This is a genomic window from Alteromonas sp., from assembly GCF_984505615.1.
On record NZ_CFHOXV010000010.1, the window covers coordinates 34556 to 50848 of the forward strand.

Consider the following 16293-nt stretch of genomic DNA (forward strand, 5'->3'; position numbering starts at 1 on the left):
TTAATATCACGCCCGCTTCAGGACAGGGCAGGGATAAATTGTGGATACAGTGAGTCGTAAGCTTCTGGTTGCCGGAAACTGGAAGATGAACGGAAGCCGTTCATTGGTAGAAGAATTTGCAGCGTCTTTTGATAAGACTGCAGCAGAAAACATTGATGTTGTGATTTGTCCGCCATCAATTCTTATTCCAGCTTTCTCAGGTAAAGGTATCGCCACCGGAGCTCAGGATGTGAGTGCATGTGATAATGGCGCACATACCGGCGATTTATCCGTCACAATGCTGAAAGAGTTTGACTGCAAATATTGTATAGTCGGACATTCAGAGCGTCGTGATGACCATGGAGAATCCAGCCAGCTAGTTGCTGAGAAGGCCCTGAAGCTGATTGAAGCAGGAATTACACCGGTAATTTGTTGTGGTGAACCTCTTTCAGTAAGAGAAGCCGGACAAGTTAACGAGTTTGTTGAAGCACAGTTGAAAGCCGTATTCGATTTGATTCCGGTGTCTTCACTGAAAAATGCCGTTATTGCTTACGAGCCAATCTGGGCAATCGGGACGGGTGTTACAGCGTCGCCGCAGGAAGCTCAGGATGTCCATAAGTTCATTCGTGAGTTCATTGCTTCATATGACGGTTCACTTGCTGCTTCAATGCAGATATTATACGGCGGCAGTGTGAAGCCGGATAACGCAAAAGAATTGTTCGGCCAGCCTGATATTGATGGCGGCTTAATTGGCGGAGCAAGTCTTAAAGCGTCAGATTTTAACGCAATCTGCCAGGCGGCAAATTGACGAGGTAATTATGTTATACGAAGTGCTTTTAGTCGCTTATTTGATTGTAGCGTTGATGCTTATTGGTTTTGTACTTATCCAGCAGGGTAAAGGGGCAAACATGGGCGCTTCGTTCGGTAGCGGTGGTTCTAATACCGTATTCGGTTCTTCGGGTTCTGGTAATTTTATGACCAAAACCACGTCTGTACTGGCTACCTTATTTTTTGTATTGAGTTTATTTTTAGGTAACATCACAGCGAACACAGAAAAAGCCGAAGACGGCTGGCAGGATCTTGAAGTTCCTGTAGAGCAACAGGAATTACCTGCTGCTGATGATGTTCCTGCTGCGGATGCATCTGATGTTCCGGTTTCTGACGTGCCGGCAACAGATTCAGCAGAAGGTGATATTCCTAACTAAAAGTTTTGCGGAAGTGGTGGAATTGGTAGACACGCCATCTTGAGGGGGTGGTGACTTCGGTCGTGCGGGTTCAAGTCCCGCTTTCCGCACCAAACTGAAAGCCCCGGCTTAAACGCCGGGGTTTTTTTATGCCTGCAATATTTGTCCTTCTTTGCGGTTAGCCGGAGGTAACACCCAGCCGACATTCCGGTTTTTTAAATCTGACCTCATCATTCTGGCATCATTCTGGCTTTATCCCTTGTAACCGTATTTATTAGTCAACAGAAAGGGAAAACTATGGATATTCTTCGCATATTACTGTCAATTTTACTGCCTCCGCTGGGTGTATTTTTACAGGTAGGCATCGGGGTACAGTTCTGGATTAATATTCTGCTGACGTTACTGGGTTACATCCCGGGAATCGTTCACGCAGTGTATATCATCGCAACCCGTTAGGTTCAGACCGTTGCGGCTGCATTCACGGCAGCCGCAACATCTTTCCTGTCTTTTTCGCAATGCAGATGTGGCCCAGCAAGGTCATTGACAGCCTCAACCTGCTTTTGAATTGTCCCTTTGTATTCTTCCGGCAACTTTTCTTTCAATGTTTTGAGACAGCCAAGAAGATGCAACATTACATCTACATGAGATGAGCCCGCCTGCCTTATCTGGTCAAACGCAGTGTTAAGAACAGACTCAAAGGTGTAAGTCCTTCGTTGCATCCACACATCGACATCACTGTTCATCACCGTGTCACAGGGAAATTCACATTCAGACATCAGTAAGCAAACGGCTGTGAGACGGTCTGCACAGGTCATTGCTGTTATCGGATCATTAATACCGGGCGACAGTGCCCTGAGTGCCACTTCCACAAGTTGCGTCAATGAAAACTCCGGGTCCTGCAATGATGTTCTGCGCTTACCCGGCACAAAACACGAAAGATAAAAATCACGGCTGTCGTTGCTAAGCTTTTCACTGCTGTGCACAGTGATAATCGTTTCTCCGGGCACCACATAATCACCGGCACGAACATACACTTTCACGCCGTCAATACCTTCACCGGACAACAAACTGAGATAGTCTATGGTTTGAATATAACCGGCTTCGTCCAGCGAGAGATGCGTGGTTACAGGACTATCGCTGATAAGGGCCGGTGCAAGGTGATGGTGGCCCTTCTCCTCGTCGGTCAGAGCAAATAAATTTTTCAGGTTGTCAGTGCACTCGCGGTAACAGCGGTTAATGATTTCATCCACCTGAATAAATCTGGCGATATGGTGAATGTAATAAATTAATACCAGCGTGTCAGCAATACCGATGGCAAGGACAATCAGCGAGAGCACTGAAGATATAACCATATCGGTGTCACTGACACTGATGCGGTGGAGTGCGCTTAAGCAAAAGATAAAGGTGGAGGTGAGGATCCCCAGCACGCACTGTGTACCGCGGTCGTCCATAAATGTTTGCAGCAGTCTGGGCCCGAACTGTGAAGATGCCATGGTCAGAGCGACCAGTGTCATTGAGAACGCAATACTCGTGGCGGTAATGATAGACGTTGCAATTGCAGAGATAAGATCACTGGCTTCTTCGGCAGGTACCGGAGGGATCAGGTTTTTGAATACCGCTTCTGACACTACCTCCGGCGTATAGTAAATCAGAGTATAACCCAGCAAAAATGCACTAAACATCATGCATACCGGAATGAACCAGTAGCTGGCCCGTATTCCTTCCCATCTTGCTCTGGCAAAGCTGGTGACAGGTTTTATCATAGTCAGGCGTTCCCTTTTCCTGTTTTGTATTAATCGCGGGCCGTCAGTACAGTGAGGTTGCCGGGTATCGCTTGTACTTCCAGCTTATCTGCTTCACGTATTTCTCCGTCGATGGCATAGCTTGCCTGCTCAGGAAGGGTGACGGTGATACTTTTTACCTGTCTGTGTTTTATTCGCCCTGAATTTTGCTTACTGGTTTTAGTCGTGAAGATAAGTTCGGCCAGCGAGAGAAACTGTGTTTCACTGTCCTCCTGTGAGGTCAGCCAGGTAATGTCCAGTTTTCCGTCGGTTACGTCCGGTTCGTCGCCGCCCTGTGCAAGTGCTGTGGTCACCGGTGCAGCATTCGCTATCACGAAGCTTGGGGTGGTAATGGTCTCGGTTTCACCATTATCGAAACTGACTTCCAGTTTCATATCGGTGTTTGCAGATATTGCCTGCCATAAACCGCGCAAATAAGCCATCTGTCCGCCTTCGTTCTTCTCTTCACGGTCAGCAGACGCAATCATTTCCTGTTCAAAGCCTACTGCGGCAACCAGCAACATCAGTTCGCCGTTGCACATTGCAGTGTCGACAGCCCGGGTGTGTCCGTCGATAATGACATCACAGGCCGTCTGAATGGGCATGAGTTTGCTGATGTAACCATGGAATACCTGACTGAGGGCATTTGCCGTGCCAAGAGGAATAACACCCAGCACCGCGCGGTTATCTGTGCATACACTGGCAACTTCGGTAACTGTTCCGTCACCGCCACAGGCGACAATGATATCCGTACCCTCATTGAGCGCCTTCTCAGCAAGCTCCGTTGCTGAGCATTCCGGGGTGGTTTCATTTACCGTTACCCTGAAATGGGGGTTTAGTTCTGAAAGAATATGTTCTTTTTCCTGTTCCCATTTGCCGCCACCGGCCACCGGATTGGCTATGAGGCACAATGTACGCGTCAATTTGAGCCGGCCTCCGGATTTAACACTCTTTAGTGCCGCCAGTTGCTTTTTGTTTAATCTGGCCGTTTCTCTGACAGACTGGATTTGATTCATGGCATCCATTACTGAGAGTGTTTGATCTTTTGCAAGCAACCAGGCTGCAACTGTCAGTACTGAACGTCCCCGTCCCAGTGCACAATGTACAACGACTTTTTTTCCTGCTGACGTTTGCTGCTGGATCCAGTTTATGGCAGTGGTAAGTTGTTCCGGTGTCGGACTGGTATGATCAAGAACAGGGATATTCAGATAAGCACAATCATATTGGTACGCAGACCAGTCAAGGCCATCAAATTCAGCCGTTACATCCAGAATTGCATCCACGCCTTCTTCTTTCAACGCCGCGACATCACTTCCAGACAACCTGCAGGCAAGATATAACTGAGGCTCAATTTTTTGGATAGGAGGTACTTTATCGTATTTTCTTGCCCATGCGTTGTAGGCTCCCGTACCGAGCAAAAAGGGGATAAATATCCACCTGATGTAGAAGGGGATAGACCCGTCTTCACGTTTACGGAAAAGAGCAGGGTAGTTTGCGACGTATGCCAGTGAAACAGCTGCCAGTGAAAATCCGCTCCACCATAAAACAACCACTGCAGGCCACCAGGGAACAAGAAAACCCAGTGCAAATGCTAATATCGCGCCAGCCAGATAATACTTCACCATTTTCACAAAGTGTCTCCTTTCCTGTATTGAACTATGCTGCTGTCATTACGTAATGAAATACTAAAACGGTTAAAAATCCTGTTAGCAACAGGGGAAATATATTCGCTACTGTCACTTTCATTTTATCTTTAACCTGATTACCTGAAGGAAACCTATGCCGGCGTCTGCGTTAAGAAAAGTGTTGTACTTTGTCTGGTTTCAGATTATCTGGTTTCTGGCTATTCTCTTCACTTCGGAATACCTCACCATCATCGGGCTGCTTATTGCCGCGTTTTTCATCCTGTCTCCCCGTAAAAAAACGGATCTGATAATGGCTGCAGGGATTGCCATTTATGGCTGTGTCATTGATGGCGCGCTGCTCTGGTCAGGATTTTTTGCGTTTAGTGATCACGAAGGTTGGTTGATACCTATATGGCTTATTTCGTTGTGGATTGCCTTTGGCTTAATGTTGCGTGTCAGCCTCGATTACTTGCAGGGCAGATATGTTCTTGCTGCAGTGTTGGGCGCCGTGTCAGGTCCGCTGAGCTATTACGCCGGTGCACAGGCAGGCGCCGTTGTATTTCCGGCTGATACGGTATTAACCCTCGGCATACTCAGCGCGATATGGGCCGTTACGGTTCCGCTTTGTCTCTACGCAGATGCCTTTCTCACCGGCCGGGAAGGCAAAAAACGCTGCTGAGAGCTGACTGCAGCCGGGACGACAGGGTAATCAGTCCAGACATCCGTCAGCTCAGTCATCCGTATTACTGAATTGCTTCAGTGACCTTGTGTCCCCGTGAACCCAGTAGCGTTTTTATGTTGTTTACCTGTTGACCCTTTTTCAGGTTCACAACAAGTGCGTACTTCCTGCGCTTTATGGCCGATCTGACAGTTTCTATAATTTCGTGCCGGTCAGGACGTAATCCTGTCAGTCCTGCGATGAACAGCCCGATGAACAGTCCCGGACTGATTAGCGCGATGTACGTGAATAAGGGATTGTTTTTAGTGAGTGCAGGTCCGAACTGGACGAGCAGAGCCGCGACAATCAAGCCGGCGACAAGCCCGGCAAAACCCAGCTTCAGGTGAGACGACCATAATGTTTTGCCTATTTTACTACTGGCTCTTTCCAGTTTCTCACTGAAATGAGGATCCATAGGGTTTATCAAAGTAATCTGATCTTTTTCAACTGCGGTTTCAGCGATAACAGACTCTATCGAATTTAGCGCATCCTGCTGTGAATCATAGACAGCGGCTACCTGAATGTGTTCAGCATGTACAATCGCATGAATGTCAGTCAATGTAGCTTTGTTACTCATATTTCTTACCTTTACGTTCCTTTCAGAGCGGACAACACGTATCACGCTTAAACTATTTCTTAACACCGGACCTGATCAACATACTCAAATAATTATGTTCAGACAGATATATTCAAACTTTATTCCTTTTTGCAGGTTGTTGTTTTTATTGTACTTACTTAAGTGTTAAAGAGGTGAATATAAGATTTTCATGGTTTCGTCTGAATAATTTTCGTAACCACTGAAAATTATTCAGACTCATCAACCAGTGTTTCCGGCCGCAAAAAAACCTGTGCGCCAGCGACATAAGTTGCCTGCAAGCATCACGAAGGGCTCTGGCTTTTTATTTGCTTAGTTTTGTTTGATGAGTGTCGTTAAAGGGCGCAACAGAACATCCATCTTTTTTTATGGCCGGACTGTAACATGGAAAAAAGTGAATTGAATATTGTGCGTCAGCGCAGAGGTAAGGGCTTCAGTTATTGCTACGAGAGTGGCAGGCAACTGCAGGATAAGCGCAAGCTTAATCGCATCCGCAAAATGGTAATTCCTCCTAACTGGCGTGATGTACACATTGCGGGTGACGCTTCCGCACCTCTGCAGGCAACCGGTATCGATGCAAAGGGTCGCAAACAATATATTTATCATGATAACTGGCATAAACAGCGTCAGCAGGAAAAATTTTCGAAACTCAGCGACTTTGCAGACGCTTTACCGGAATTCCGGCAATTCTGCTGGCGTGCTGTAGACACTAAAGGGTGGTCCCGCGAAAAGAGTCTGGCCCTTGTTTGCCTGATGTTAGACCACACTGGCTTGAGGGCAGGTAATAAGGTCTATTCTCAGCAAAACAGTACCTTCGGATTAACCACATTACGCAGGCAGCATCTTGAGAAAGAGGGTAAAGCGGTGTCGCTGAGTTTTACCGGAAAGCACGGAAAGGAGCGTCATGTAGATATCTCAGATCCGAAATTAGCCAGCCTGGTGTGTGACAGTGCGCAGGCGCAGGGCTACGCAATTTTTCGTTACACCGGTGATGACGGCCGCTGGCAGGACGTTGACAGTGGTGACGTAAATGCCTTTATTCACTCCCGTCTTGGCGATGATTTTTCCTGCAAAGATTTCAGAACCTGGGGGGCATCCCGTTTCGGTCTGTTGTCACTGCCGGATGTGGAGAATTTGTATCTGCAAAACCAGCGCCGGCGCTGGGATACGACTTTTGTTAAGCACATTGCTTCCATGCTCGGCAATACGCCCTCAGTATGCCGCCAATATTACATTCACCCGAAACTAATTTCTTTGTGTGAAGAGGAAGAAAATCGTCAGCAGACACTGATGGAGATCGAAAAGATATTGGAAAAGAATAAACCCGGCAACAAGCTCACTTCGGCTATTGAACAGCGTCTTGCTCAAATTATTGTGTCATAAAACTGTCAACTTGCTGAACAGGGTAGTTTTAATCTGAAAAACAATTTTTAGCGTATAACTGGCATGAATTGCCGTGTCTGATAGCTACGCTAAATTATTTTACTGTTGCTTATGTGTTCTAAAACAATGAGTTATATTTTGTTTTTTTGCTGGAGTGCTGCTGAATTCAGTAATGATGAAATTGGCAATAAGGAGCCGGAAAGTCAGAGTTTCTAATAATTAGACTTGAAGGTAATTGTGTTTTTTTGTTATAGTTAGAACTCAAATTAATTAGTCAGATAAACAAAACGGCGCATCCGGCGCCGTTTTGTTTATCTATTTAAAGTAAGGAGCTGAATACCGGTTATGCAATTTGAAGGCTACATCTCTTTAGCCCTGTATTTTCTGGCAATGCTGGGAATTGGTTTGTTTGCGTACAGGCAATCTACCAGCGATATCTCAGGTTATATACTCGGCGGCCGGCAGGTCAGCCCTCAGGTTACAGCGTTATCAGCAGGCGCCTCAGACATGAGCGGCTGGATGTTAATGGGATTACCGGGGGCGATGTACTTATCGGGATTTGATGCGCTTTACATTGCTATCGGTCTGGTTGCCGGTGCACTGGCTAATTACCTGTTGGTGGCACCCAAACTGCGGGTTTATACAGAAGTAGCAGATGATTCGCTGACTGTACCCGAATTTTTCGCGAAACGGTTCGGTAAATCCGATGCAAGAGTACGAATTGTTTCTGCAGCCATCATCGTGATGTTTTTCACGCTTTATACGTCTGCTGGTCTGGTAGCCGGGGGCAAGCTGTTTGAAAGTGCTTTTGACGTACAGTACCAGTGGGGATTATTAATCACGCTGGGTGTGGTTGTGTCCTATACTCTGCTTGGTGGTTTTTTAGCCGTCAGCATGACCGATTTCGTTCAGGGATGCATTATGTTTGTCGCTCTGGTACTCGTACCGGTTGTTGCATTCACTGAGTTTGACAGTATTGCACAGATGAATAATGCAGCTTATGAGTCGATACCTGGTCTGGCCGCATCGTGGGAAAGCGTCACTTTGATTGGACTGGTGTCCAGTCTGGCGTGGGGGCTTGGATATTTTGGTCAGCCGCACATTATTGTACGGTTCATGGCAATCCGGTCAGTGAAGGCAATTTCTACCGCCCGGAATATTGGTATGTCGTGGATGCTGGTAACCATCGCCGGTGCGCTGGGAACGGGGTTTGTCGGTATTGCTTATGCTAATCAGTTTGGCCTTGCGATTGATGATCCGGAAACAATATTTATCGTGTTTTCTCAATTATTGTTTCATCCGTTAATCAGCGGCTTTTTGATGGCGGCAATTCTGGCTGCCATTATGAGTACGATTTCATCGCAGTTACTGGTATCGGCGAGTTCACTGACTGAAGACATTTATCGTGTGGTCAGTAAGAAACAGGTCAGTGAATCAGACACCGTAATGATTGGACGTTTTGGTGTAGCAGGTGTTGCGATAGCAGCGTTGCTGCTGGCACTGGACTCGTCGAATACAATTTTGTCTCTGGTGAGCAATGCGTGGGCAGGTTTTGGTGCAGCCTTCGGACCACTGGTATTGTTTTGTTTGTATAAACGTGACCTGACACACAATGCAGCGTTGGCAGGCATTATCAGTGGTGCGGCAACGGTATTGTTCTGGATTTATGTTCCTGTCCTCGAAGACGGGAAAACACTGAGTAGTGCTGTTTACGAAATTATTCCCGGGTTTGCTGTAAGTACAGTAACACTGTGGTTGTTCTCCGCTATGGGTAAGGCCCCGTCGTCTGAAGTATCGGCCATGTTCAGCGAAGCGAACCGGGAACTGGCGAATCAACAATCTTAAGGTAAATTGATATTATGATACGTAAAAATTGGAATCGCATTGTCATTAAAGTCGGTAGTGCTTTAATTTCACCGAACCGCAAAGGCTGCAGCAGTCACTATCTGCTCAGTATTGCACAGTTCATTGTGAAATGCCGTGCGATGGGAACACAGGTTGTGCTGGTATCTTCAGGCTCAGTAGCCGCAGGTGCACATCAGTTCCCTGATGGAGAACGTACCGATATTACTGTGAAGAAGGCGATGGCTGCAGCGGGTCAGACTGAAATGATGGCTACCTGGGACCGGTTATTTGACTTTCCTTCAGCACAGATGTTGCTGACACATGCTGATTTACGTGACCGTGAGCGTTACGTGAGCATACGGGACACGATTTTCAGTCTGCTTGATCACAACATACTTCCTATCGTTAATGAAAACGATACGGTAACAACAGATAAGTTGAAAGTTGGCGATAATGATAACTTGTCTGCGATGGTAGCAGCAGCCGCTGATGCGGATGCATTAATTATTTGTTCTGATGTGGATGGTCTTTATGATAAAAATCCGCATACCAATGATGATGCATCTTTACTGTCAGAAGTTGAGCATATCGACCAGCGAATTTATGACATGGCTGGTGGCGCTGTTGAAGGTGGTGTGGGCACCGGCGGCATGCGCACGAAAATTGAAGCAGCAGAGAAAGCGGTATCGCATGGTATAGATACTTTCATTATTAATGGTTTTACTGAGCTTTCGTTTAATATGCTGCTGGACGGCAAAAATCCGGGTACTCACTTCATTGCTCATGAGAAGCCGATGGCAGAAAACGAGCACTGGATGAGACATACAACCCGTGCGCAGGGTGAGGTGATCGTAGAAAGTGAATTTGCGCCGATCCTGTCTGAAGATGCAGAATCGCTGACCAGCAAAGAAATTGTGGACGTTAAAGGTGAGTTCTCGGTGGGAGACACCATCATCGTCAGAAAAGATGACGGGACCAAACTGGTGAAGGCACGCTCGAATTACAGCAGTTGCCTGCTTAACTTTATCGCCAATCAGGAAAATGATGAGTTTGCGTCGGAGTTTGAAGAAAAAACCGGCCCCATCATTTCGAAAAAGAATTTAGCAAATCTGGAGAAAGAATGAGTTTAATTACGACATTAGCAAAAAATGCCAAACAAGCCGCACAGAAATTAGCGGTATTGGATGAAAGCACGAAGAATGCCGTGCTTAAAGACATGGCAGCGGCTCTCCGTGCTAATACAGCGTCAATTAAACAGGTCAATACCGAAGAAGTTGCACGGGCTAAAGAGAATGGTCTGGATGCAGCTATGATTGACCGTCTGACGTTGAATGATGAACGCATCGAAGCCATGGCGGAAGGCATAGAAGTGATTATTTCGCTTGACGATCCTGTCGGACAGGAGCGTGTTATCGGTACCCGTCCGAATGGCATTGAAATTAAGAAAATGCGTATCCCGTTAGGCGTCGTGTGCATGATTTATGAAGCCCGGCCTAATGTGACGGCTGACGCCGGTGCACTGTGTTTTAAATCCGGTAACGGGGTTATCCTGCGTGGCGGTAAAGAAGCACTGGATACCAGTCTGGCAATTGCCGGCTTGCTGCAGGATGTACTTGAAAAGCACGGGTTACCGAAAGAGCTGATCAGTGTGGTTCCTGATCCGGACCGCGCGTTAATGCAGGAGTTGATGGAGCAGCGTCATTACATCGACGTGATTATTCCGCGTGGTGGTGAAGGGCTCATCAACTACGTCACAGACAATTCTAAAGTGCCGGTAATCCAGCACTTTAAAGGCGTGTGTCACTTATACGTAGATAAAGATGCTGATCTTGATAAAGCCATGGCGCTGCTGCTGAACGGTAAAACACAGCGTACCGGTGTGTGTAATGCACTGGAAGGTCTGGTGGTGCATCAGGCTGTTGCCGGTGACTTTTTACCTCAGGTAGCGAAAGCCTTTGAAGAGCACAATGTGAAAGTGCATGTAAATGACAAAGGTGCGCAGTACTTCGATAATGCAGATGTTATTGCTGATGATGCCTTTGGCGAAGAGTACCTTGGACTGGAAATCGCCGTCCGTGTGGTTGAAGACTTTGATGCCGCTATTCAGCATATTGCTGACTTCGGCAGTAACCACACCGAAGTTATTTGTACCGAAAATGCTGATGCAGCGAACTACTTCCAGCGTGCGGTAGACGCCTCAGTTGTGATGGTAAACGCATCGTCACGTTTTTCTGACGGCAGTCAGCTTGGGCTGGGAGCAGAAATTGGTATCGCAACCACTAAATTGCATGCCTATGGCCCGATGGGTCTGGAATCGCTGACCGCTGAGAAATTCCTCGTTAACGGAACAGGGCAGGTGAGATCGTAACTTTTCACTGGTCCGCATTGTACTTACAGTACTGAATTGCGATAATCCAAAGCACCGGGCAACAGCCCGGTGTTTTTTTATGTTAATCCGGTTCTTACGTAGGTTTTATGATAGACATCAGCGTTGATTTTCAAGCCTGGTGGCAACAGGTTGCCGATTTTTCCCAGTCCCACAAACTGCCGGCGTCTGCAGTCCTGATCATTGTTTTTTTGCTGACCAAACGTGCCATTTTACGTTTGCTTAAAAAACGCAGTAAAAAAACCGGCGAAGACAGACGTCATTCCATCAACATCATTGAACAGTTGGGCAACGCAACCTTACTGGTGTTGTTGATCATGGTATGGTCCACCGAAATCCAGAACCTCGCAATCTCCATTGCTGCTTTTATGGTGGCCATTGTTTTTGCTACCCGCGAATTCATACAGTGTTTTATGGGATTTATTTATTACCTCGGCGCCCGGCCGTTTCGCGTGGGCGACTGGATTGAGATGAATAATATTCGTGGTGAAGTGGTGGAAATGGACTGGGCTAAAACCGCGCTGCTGGAAGTCGATCCCGAATCCCATACCTACACCGGTAAGCATTTGTATATTCCGAACAGCCAGCTGGTTACCCAGCCAATCAGAAATCTTAACTTCCTGCGGCGCTACACCCTGCACAGTTTTACTCTGGTCATGGAGCCGGAGACGAATCCATATGCAATTCTGCCTGCTTTTAAAACCCGGACGCTGAAGCATTGCGAACATTTCCGTGAAGTCGCCGGACGTTATAAAAGTTTAATCGAACGCCATATGGAAGCGGAGTTTATTGATATCGATCCGGATATCGCAATTGAAACCAATCAGTTTGCGAAACTGCGCATCACCGTGTCTTTGTTCTGCCCCATTGATGAAGCCCATACGTTGCAGCAAAAGATATCAGAAGACTGGATGGCGTTGTGGCACAGTGAAATTGCCACAGCCAATCGCCCGTCCGGCAAAACGGTAGCAGAAGAATAGCGCTATACGCCATCCTGCCAGTTACGCTGTCGTGAAAAGTGACTGCTCAGAAAGGCCATCTGGTCAGCCAGAATACGCCGGTTCATCAGGTAGAAACGTTCATAAAGATTTGGCCTGAAAGGAACGGCAAGTAACGGCATGTTAGCTTCTTCCGGTGTACGGGCTCCCTTGGCGTGATTACAGCGCCCGCAGGCCGTGGCGACATTCGTCCATTTATCCTGACCACCACGGGATCGTGGAATGATATGGTCGCGGGTGAGCTGGCCGGGGCTGAAGCGCTGACCGCAATACAGGCATAAATGATCATCCCGGCGGAAAAGATAACGGTTACATAATGCAATTTTTCCGCTTACATCAGTCACATTTCCGTCGCAGGCAATAATGCTGGATAACGTCAGTTCGCTCCGGATTCCGGCATTATTCCAGCCACCGTGCAGGGTACAGGCGGTCGCACCAAGTTCGAACAACACTTTGTCCTGACAATAAAGCCTTGCAGCCTCTTCGGGCAAAACCCATTCCTGTGGCATACCCGCTTTGTTGAGTCTTAATACCAGCATCAGGGACATCTCCTCATGTGTGACTCTTATAGCATACTGCTTTATATTTCAATATGATGAAAAAGTAATCAATTGCCAAGTTTTTTTGTTGTTTAATTCGCCTGCAAACAGCAAATCAAAAAATCTTTGCAGTTTAAGGAGATAAATCCGGCAGTCAGCGGCTTTCAGGCATTTGATAATGGCATTAGGTAATTATCGCGGCTATACTATGCGCCGCGTTCAAAAGCGAATATATATATTAAAGAAAATAAAGGACAAATAGTGACTCCTATTACTCATTCTTTTCAGTATGGTCAGCATACTGTAACTCTGGAAACTGGCGTTATCGCACGTCAGGCAACTGCAGCCGTCATCGCCAGCATGGACGATACCTCTGTGATGGTAACTGTAGTTGGTAAAAAAGAAGCGAAAGCCGATCAGGATTTCTTCCCGTTAACGGTTAACTATCAGGAAAAAGCTTACGCTGCCGGTAAAATCCCGGGTGGCTTTTTCAAGCGTGAAGGCCGTCCTTCAGAAGGCGAAACACTGACAGCCCGTCTGATTGACCGTCCAATCCGTCCACTGTTCCCGGAAGGTTTTTTCAATGAAGTACAGGTTGTTGTTACCGTACTTTCTGCGAACCCTGAAATCCCGACTGACATCATTTCACTGATTGGTACGTCTGCGGCACTGGCTATCTCCGGTATTCCATTCAACGGTCCTGTTGGTGCAGCCCGTGTAGGTTACAAAGATGGCGAGTACATCCTGAATACACGTTTCTCTGAGCAGCCTGAAAGCCAGCTTGACCTGGTGGTTGCCGGTACTGAAAGTGCGGTTCTGATGGTTGAATCTGAAGCCAGCGTACTGTCTGAAGACGTGATGCTGGGTGCGGTAATGTTCGGTCACGAACAGTCGCAAGCAGTTGTGGAAGCGGTTAAGTCTTTCGCTGCTGAAGTAAATACTCCGGCATGGGACTGGGCGCCTAAAGCTGAAAACACCGAACTGAAAGCGAAAGTAAAAGAACTGGCTGAAAGCGGCATGACTGCGGCTTACCAGATCTCTGACAAGCTTGAGCGTAAAGACGCAGTAACAAAAGTTACTGAAGAAGCACTGGCAAAAATTCTGGAAGAAAATCCAGAGCAAGATGCTAAAGAAGCTTCTGATCTGCTGCACGACCTGGAAAGTGATGTAGTACGTTCACGCATCCTGGCTGGTGAGCCACGTATTGACGGTCGTGATCCTGCTATGGTTCGTGCCCTTGACGTTGCGACTGGCGTATTGCCACGTACTCACGGTTCTGCTGTTTTCACCCGTGGTGAGACTCAGGCTCTGGTTGTTGCCACTCTAGGTACAGAACGTGACGCACAGATGATTGATGAACTGCAGGGCAAGCGTGACAGCAAGTTCATGCTGCACTACAACTTCCCTCCATACTGTGTGGGTGAAACCGGTATGATCGGTTCGCCTAAGCGTCGTGAAATCGGCCACGGTCGTCTGGCGAAACGTGGTATTCAGGCGGTTATGCCTTCTGATGAAGAATTCCCGTATGTAGTGCGTGTGGTTTCTGAAATCACTGAATCTAACGGTTCATCTTCTATGGCGTCTGTATGTGGTACTTCTCTGGCGCTGATGGATGCCGGTGTACCAATTAAAGCGTCTGTTGCGGGTATTGCAATGGGACTGGTTAAGAGCGACGAAAACTTCGTGGTTCTGTCTGACATTCTGGGTGACGAAGATCATCTGGGTGACATGGACTTTAAAGTAGCCGGTACTACCGAAGGTATCACTGCACTGCAGATGGATATTAAGATCGAAGGTATCACCAAAGAAATTATGCAGATTGCACTTAAGCAGGCAAAAGAAGCCCGTTTACACATTCTCAGCGTAATGGATAAGGCGATCACCGGTCACCGTGAAGAGCTGAGCGAATTTGCTCCACGCATCTACACCATGAAGATTGATCAGGACAAGATCCGTGACGTAATCGGTAAAGGTGGCGCGATGATTCGCTCTATCACTGAAGCGTCTGATACCAACATCGAAATCGAAGATGACGGTACTATCAAGATCTTCGCCACTGAGCGTGCTAAAGCAGATATCGCGATCGGTATGATTGAAGGCGTAACGGCTGAAATCGAAGTAGGCAAAACCTACAACGGTAAGATCACCCGTATCGTAGACTTCGGTGCATTCGTAGAAGTGCTGCCTGGTAAGGAAGGTCTGGTTCACATTTCACAAATTGCTCACGAGCGTGTGAACAAAGTGACCGACTACCTGAAAGAAGGCGAAATGGTTGACGTGAAAGTCATGGAAATTGACCGTCAGAACCGTGTACGTCTGAGCATCAAAGAGCTGCTTGAAAAGCCGGCTCCTGCAGAAGCTAAAGAAGATAAAGGCGAATAAGCTTTTATTTTCACCTTGTTGAAAAGGGCGCTTCTGGCGCCCTTTTTGTTTTTTACCTGTCCGTTGCCGGCTCGCCGTTGCACACGGATAATGATCAGGAGTGGAATATGACCAGCGATGAACAGACCAGAATTGAAGCAGCAACCTTCCGCCGGTTACTGAAACATCTGGATGATAATAAACAGGTGCAGAATATCGACCTGATGATCCTTGCGGATTTCTGTCGTAACTGTCTGGCTAAATGGTACAGCAAGGCAGCGGCAGATGAAGGTGTTGACGTAGATTACGAGGCGGCCAGGGAAGCGGTTTACGGTATGCCTTACAGCGAGTGGAAGGAAAAACACCAGTTGCCGGCTACTGCTGAGCAGCTCGCAGCCATGGAAGCGAAGAAAAAATAGAAAACGGCCGGCAGGCCGTTTTTTTATGCGTGTTCTTTATCAGCCTGTAAATTACTGAAACGAAAAGCATGGGGCAGTAAATCGCCAACTGTATAGGTTTCTGTTTTACCGTTGTCAGTCACCAGAATCACCGGTGTGTCATCACCTGCAAACTCAGCTATTTTTTGCCTGCATCCGCCGCAGGGGAAGCAGAAACTGTCATTGGGACTGGCTATTACAATGGCCTTAATTTGTCGGGCGCCTCCTGCAATCATTGCTCCGATGGCTGTGGCTTCTGCACACTGGCCAAGCGGATAAGCCGCGTTCTCAACATTGCAGCCGGCAAAGATACTGTCACCGGTGGTGAGCACGGCGGCACCTACATGAAAACCGGAGTAGGGGGCATGGGCATGTTGCTTTGCTGCCTGGGCTGTTTCTTTCAGTTGTGTTATTCTTTTATTTTCCATTACATCTCTCTGGTGGCTCAGGCTTTACTTTTTT

16 protein-coding genes and 1 tRNA gene are annotated in these 16293 nt (G+C 47.3%); 12 read left to right on the top strand and 5 right to left on the bottom strand.

Translation table 11 applies throughout. The annotated features are described in order from the left end of the window. Positions 1 to 40: 40 nt before the first annotated feature. The 4 genes from tpiA (at position 41) to AC4PME_RS08450 (ending at position 1619) form a co-directional block, all read left to right on the top strand. The gene (gene tpiA, locus AC4PME_RS08435) at positions 41 to 787 is read left to right on the top strand and encodes a triose-phosphate isomerase (RefSeq protein WP_491045364.1); all 747 of its coding nucleotides are present in this window, start codon (positions 41 to 43) and stop codon (positions 785 to 787) included. A 10-nt stretch (positions 788 to 797) separates the two neighbouring features. Further along, positions 798 to 1184 (top strand): preprotein translocase subunit SecG, encoded by a 387-nt coding sequence (secG, locus tag AC4PME_RS08440; RefSeq protein ID WP_119501131.1) that lies wholly within the window; start codon positions 798 to 800, stop codon positions 1182 to 1184. A gap of 7 nt (positions 1185 to 1191) precedes the next feature. Then, positions 1192 to 1276, top strand: a tRNA-Leu gene (locus tag AC4PME_RS08445). A gap of 184 nt (positions 1277 to 1460) precedes the next feature. After that, positions 1461 to 1619 carry a YqaE/Pmp3 family membrane protein gene (locus tag AC4PME_RS08450; protein ID WP_119501215.1) on the top strand — a complete coding sequence of 53 codons (159 nt, stop codon included), beginning with the start codon at positions 1461 to 1463 and terminating at the stop codon, positions 1617 to 1619. Positions 1620 to 1621: 2 nt separating this feature from the next. Here the strand turns inward: AC4PME_RS08450 and AC4PME_RS08455 are convergent, their stop codons facing one another. After that, positions 1622 to 2926 (bottom strand): DUF2254 domain-containing protein, encoded by a 1305-nt coding sequence (locus AC4PME_RS08455; protein WP_491045363.1) that lies wholly within the window; start codon positions 2924 to 2926, stop codon positions 1622 to 1624. 29 nt (positions 2927 to 2955) lie between these two features. Then, positions 2956 to 4575: a diacylglycerol kinase family protein gene (locus AC4PME_RS08460; protein WP_491045362.1), complete on the bottom strand. Its 1620-nt coding sequence runs from the start codon at positions 4573 to 4575 to the stop codon at positions 2956 to 2958. A gap of 148 nt (positions 4576 to 4723) precedes the next feature. Between AC4PME_RS08460 and AC4PME_RS08465 the strand changes: the two genes are divergently transcribed. Continuing rightward, positions 4724 to 5248: a DUF2878 domain-containing protein gene (locus AC4PME_RS08465; RefSeq protein ID WP_491045361.1), complete on the top strand. Its 525-nt coding sequence runs from the start codon at positions 4724 to 4726 to the stop codon at positions 5246 to 5248. Between the two features lie 64 nt (positions 5249 to 5312). Here the strand turns inward: AC4PME_RS08465 and AC4PME_RS08470 are convergent, their stop codons facing one another. Continuing rightward, positions 5313 to 5864, bottom strand: coding sequence for a hypothetical protein (locus AC4PME_RS08470; protein WP_491045360.1), 552 nt, complete (start codon positions 5862 to 5864; stop codon positions 5313 to 5315). Positions 5865 to 6266: 402 nt separating this feature from the next. On the opposite strand from AC4PME_RS08470, the gene AC4PME_RS08475 reads away from it, so the two are divergent. The 5 genes from AC4PME_RS08475 to AC4PME_RS08495 all read left to right on the top strand — a co-directional run bounded on the left by AC4PME_RS08475 (position 6267) and on the right by AC4PME_RS08495 (position 12476). Further along, positions 6267 to 7265, top strand: a complete 999-nt coding sequence (locus AC4PME_RS08475) for a DNA topoisomerase IB (RefSeq protein WP_491045359.1) — start codon at positions 6267 to 6269, stop codon at positions 7263 to 7265. A 345-nt stretch (positions 7266 to 7610) separates the two neighbouring features. After that, a complete protein-coding gene (putP, locus tag AC4PME_RS08480; protein WP_491045358.1) occupies positions 7611 to 9110 on the top strand; it encodes a sodium/proline symporter PutP in 1500 nt (499 codons plus the stop codon). Between the two features lie 14 nt (positions 9111 to 9124). Next, a complete protein-coding gene (gene proB, locus AC4PME_RS08485) occupies positions 9125 to 10234 on the top strand; it encodes a glutamate 5-kinase (protein WP_119501222.1) in 1110 nt (369 codons plus the stop codon). Next, positions 10231 to 11478, top strand: coding sequence for a glutamate-5-semialdehyde dehydrogenase (locus tag AC4PME_RS08490; RefSeq protein WP_491045357.1), 1248 nt, complete (start codon positions 10231 to 10233; stop codon positions 11476 to 11478). The genes proB and AC4PME_RS08490 overlap by 4 nt, the downstream gene beginning before the upstream one ends. Before the next feature lie 110 nt (positions 11479 to 11588). Beyond that, complete coding sequence (locus AC4PME_RS08495) at positions 11589 to 12476, top strand: mechanosensitive ion channel family protein (protein ID WP_442858461.1); 888 nt, start codon at positions 11589 to 11591, stop codon at positions 12474 to 12476. Positions 12477 to 12478: 2 nt separating this feature from the next. Here the strand turns inward: AC4PME_RS08495 and AC4PME_RS08500 are convergent, their stop codons facing one another. Continuing rightward, positions 12479 to 13033 (bottom strand): HNH endonuclease, encoded by a 555-nt coding sequence (locus tag AC4PME_RS08500; RefSeq protein ID WP_491045356.1) that lies wholly within the window; start codon positions 13031 to 13033, stop codon positions 12479 to 12481. Between the two features lie 261 nt (positions 13034 to 13294). On the opposite strand from AC4PME_RS08500, the gene pnp reads away from it, so the two are divergent. Both pnp and AC4PME_RS08510 read left to right on the top strand, forming a co-directional pair. Continuing rightward, positions 13295 to 15415, top strand: a complete 2121-nt coding sequence (gene pnp / locus AC4PME_RS08505) for a polyribonucleotide nucleotidyltransferase (protein WP_119501226.1) — start codon at positions 13295 to 13297, stop codon at positions 15413 to 15415. 107 nt (positions 15416 to 15522) lie between these two features. Further along, entirely contained in the window at positions 15523 to 15813 is a 291-nt protein-coding gene (locus AC4PME_RS08510; protein ID WP_119501227.1) for a DUF1244 domain-containing protein, read from the top strand. 23 nt (positions 15814 to 15836) lie between these two features. Here the strand turns inward: AC4PME_RS08510 and cdd are convergent, their stop codons facing one another. Next, complete coding sequence (cdd, locus tag AC4PME_RS08515; protein WP_491045385.1) at positions 15837 to 16280, bottom strand: cytidine deaminase; 444 nt, start codon at positions 16278 to 16280, stop codon at positions 15837 to 15839. Positions 16281 to 16293 lie beyond the last annotated feature (13 nt).